The sequence below is a fragment of the Methylosinus sp. R-45379 genome (assembly GCF_001644125.1).
In the GTDB taxonomy this organism is placed as follows: Bacteria; Pseudomonadota; Alphaproteobacteria; order Rhizobiales; family Beijerinckiaceae; genus Methylosinus.
In genome coordinates this window covers 1-3,433 of record NZ_LUUM01000023.1, presented here as the reverse complement: position 1 = coordinate 3,433, position 3,433 = coordinate 1, and the positions used below count along the sequence as shown (strand labels likewise).

4 protein-coding genes are annotated in these 3,433 nt (G+C 58.4%); 3 read left to right on the top strand and 1 reads right to left on the bottom strand.

Annotated features, from left to right (window positions below):
- The first annotated feature begins 259 nt into the window (after positions 1 to 259).
- Positions 260 to 562, top strand: coding sequence for a pyocin activator PrtN family protein (locus tag A1351_RS01745; protein WP_064031992.1), 303 nt, complete (start codon positions 260 to 262; stop codon positions 560 to 562).
- On the opposite strand, the gene A1351_RS01740 is transcribed toward A1351_RS01745, so the two are convergent.
- Entirely contained in the window at positions 550 to 1,968 is a 1,419-nt protein-coding gene (locus tag A1351_RS01740; protein ID WP_064031991.1) for an outer membrane protein, read from the bottom strand. The two genes, A1351_RS01745 and A1351_RS01740, sit on opposite strands and share 13 nt — an antisense overlap.
- Before the next feature lie 311 nt (positions 1,969 to 2,279).
- Here A1351_RS01740 and A1351_RS24305 point away from each other — a divergent pair, with 311 nt between their 5' ends.
- Positions 2,280 to 2,783: a hypothetical protein gene (locus tag A1351_RS24305; protein WP_157096043.1), complete on the top strand. Its 504-nt coding sequence runs from the start codon at positions 2,280 to 2,282 to the stop codon at positions 2,781 to 2,783.
- A 430-nt stretch (positions 2,784 to 3,213) separates the two neighbouring features.
- Positions 3,214 to 3,375, top strand: a complete 162-nt coding sequence (locus A1351_RS24300; protein WP_157096042.1) for a hypothetical protein — start codon at positions 3,214 to 3,216, stop codon at positions 3,373 to 3,375.
- Positions 3,376 to 3,433: the final 58 nt, after the last annotated feature.

Sequence of the window (3,433 nt, the reverse complement as noted above, 5' to 3'; positions counted from 1 at the left end):
AAGAATAAGGGGTTGCGCGGTCCAGGTAAGAGCGGCCGGTCCAGGTAGAACCTGGACCACTCCCTCCGGCGTCTGAGCGCGGAGCTGTTTGTGGACCTTCGGTTCATGCGCGAGCGACCGGTGACGACAGAACAGGCGGAATTGTCGGCGATTGCTCGATTTGACGAAGCTCGGCTGAGCGCATTACGATCCAGTCGAGACCTGCGCGCGCAATCGGGCGCTCTCGAAAAGCATCTGTTCCGCGACAATGAAGACTCCTATGAACACTGCATTCCTTCTCATGGCGCAATACGATGGCTTGGCGGTGATCCCGCTAGATATCGTTTGCCGCGACTATTTCCCCCATCTGAGCGTGCGCCACTTCAAAGAGAAATCGCTGAAGGGAGAGATCAAGCTCCCGCTCGTCCGGATCGAGAGAGATTCTCAGAAGTCCGCTATCGGAGTCCATCTTCAGGATTTGGCGGAGTGGATCGACGAGCGCCGCAAAGAGGGAATTGAAGAGATGAAGAAGCTCAACGGCGAGTGGCCGTCTCGTTCCCGCGCGCGCCGTCAGAACTTGTAGAGCACGGCCGCGCGGGCCTTTCCTGTTGTCGGTCGCGCATCGATCGCCGATCCGAGCACAGCGGCGTATTTGTCATAGAAGCTGTGGAGATATTCCAGGCGAGCGCCGACATGCTCCGTCAGCATCGTTTCCATGCCGCCGCCGAGCTGAAAGCCCGTGAAGGCGTGCGACGCGCTGATACCGAGCAGCCCCGCCGTCGTGAGACGCCCATAAGTTTGCGTCCATCCTGCCGTTCCGAACAACAGAGTATCGCCGAACAGGTGGCCCGCACGCGCCCGAATGGAATAATCCCAATCGTAAGCAATTTGCGCGTTGGCGGAGAACAGGGGAAGCGCGCTGCTGGCCGTCGATTTCGCGCCGCCAGCGCTGCCGTCGATTTCGAGGCCGAAGACCGATCGGCCATACTGATAGTCATAGCCGAGCAACACGCCCCCGCTGCCGCCTGCGCCGCCGACGCCATCGGCCGAACCGTTCGAGTCGGAAAGCTTCGTGCTGCCCCACGCGACGCCGCCATGAGCGCCGATATGCGCGCCAGTCCAGCTCTCGCGCAATAGTGGCCCCCGTGCGCCATTGGGGGCGAATGGCGTGTCTCGGCCGTCAGACTCGGACGGGCGGAAGATGAGGCCGATGCGAGCGACGCCCGTATCCGGGTGAACGTAGGACGCGCCGCCGTCGAAACTGCGCTTTCCATAGACCCCGTGAAGATATTCGACGCGACCATAGAGATTGCCCGTCAGCCGTGTCTCGACACCAGCTCCGAATACCCCGCCGATGAATCGCGCGCTGCTTCCTCCCGTCGTGCCGGAATCACTCTCCCTGGTGAACACTTCCGAGACGCCAGCCGTGACATAGACGAGCGTATCGTCCGCCGTGAGAGTTCCGAGCCTGCCGCGCAACGCCCAAGAGGCGGCCTCTCGGAAAGTCGACTCGCCGAAAGAGCTACTGTCCTTTGCCGCCGTGGTGTTCACATTGCCATCGGCGGCGATACCTGCGACGATCGAAGGCGAGAATTGATAATCGAAGCCGGCCGTCGCGCCGACGCTCGCGCCGAACATGCCGACACCATCGAAATTCGACCACTTGTCAGAGAGCCGGAATTTCGCCCACCCTGTTCCGAGCGTCGCGCCGACATAGAATCCTGTCCAGGTCGGCGGAGGGGCGACGGGGCGCGCCGGCACGTAGCCGTCTTTGCTGACGATCGGCGCGTATGCTCGGCCGCGATACGATCGCCCACCAATGGAGCCGGTCGCGTCGTCATTGCGCCCGCGCTCGCGCAACTGTTCGCCAGTGGGATAGGCGGGAAGCTGAGAAGGAGTCGGGGGTTCATTGTAGCGGACCGGCGAGCCCGCCATCGCGGCGCTCTCGGACAAAAGAACGAGCGCCGTCGAAGCAAGAATTCTTTTCATAATCAAAACCCCCAGTAGCGTCAGCGCCACTATTGGGAGATATGGTTAACAATCCGTGATGCGGCTGCGTTCTCGCTCTTTGGGCTACCGCTGTGCGCTTATCCGCCGCCCGCGGCGACGACGCCTTTCGGCTTAATACCCACCTTCCGCCACCAGTGTGCCGTGCTGTTGTAATGATCTATTGATTCAACTCGAATTGGAGCTATAAATTTGGAGGACTCTAAAAAAGGTATGCATCGGGGAATAGTATGCTGAAAGTAGTATTTATTCTCGTGACTATATCGAGTCTAACGGCGTGGGCGGAACCGGCCGTGGCGCAACCAAAATCAGATAGCCGCCCGGACGAAGCCAAATGTGGAAGTGTCGAATATCGCGCGATTTTTATTGACCGAACACAGAAAATGTATGGCGCTATCGTAGCGCCGATTGAAAGGGTGCCCCCAAGCGAAGCTGAATTTTTGCGCCGAGAAATAGAAGATAGCTTGTGGTCAGAGAACAAAGGGCGCTTCAAAATTGCGCAGTCAAATCGATTTTATCATGCGTTACAGGTTCAGGACGCATATGAGAGGCTTTGTGATAAATTAGCGTTCGCTAAAAAGGCCGAGAGTGCAAAGGAGGCAACGCAATTAATTTTCGATGCCTACGACGCCGCACATCAGCTTACTCTTGCGCTGCGGGACTACCTGGATTTTGACGAGAGACGTAATCCACCCGTTGTCCCTACCGACAAGCGGGTTGAACTTTATAACGAACTAGCATTTGCCCCTTCTCTTTTTCACATTTCATTTCGCTGCGCATTAAGTCAATGGCATTAGGTTTCAGCCGACATTTTAGTCACGACCGTTAGTCGTTGCTTGGGAAGAGGCATAAAGGGCCGTCGATACGGTTTTTCGACGGGGCTCTGCGCCACCCCCGCCGACCGAGATTCGAAAGTAGGGACCCATTCGATTGCCCGGCGGTCCGGCGATGGACTCCTCTCTCGCGTCATGTTGGACTCTCGTTCCGACCGCAGTCCGAACCGCCCGCTACTCCGGCTTCCGAAAAGGCGTCCGGTCAGTTCAGCAATCGGTTTGCGGCACGGACGCCAATGGTGGACTCCGGCCGGCGCACTGGTGACGACGGGAAGGGCATATGAGCGAGACTGACGAGGAACGCCTCATTCTCGAATTGATTTGCCGGATCGATTCGAAATACGACGCCATCGACGCACGTCTCGTCCGGTCATCCGACAAATTCGACGCGTCGATGGCGCGGATCGAGGAAGCATTGGCCCAGATAGCCGAATCCCAAAAGCGATTCTCGGACGAAACCGAAGACTTGCTTCGCCTCATCGACGAATATCACGTCGAGCTGATCCGAGAGACGGGCGAACGCCTTCGCCGCAAAATCGAGCGCGCCGAGGAATAGCGACCGTGTTCTGAGTGCCGGGCGAATGTGCTATGCTCTCGCATCGCGCTCGCCGAGC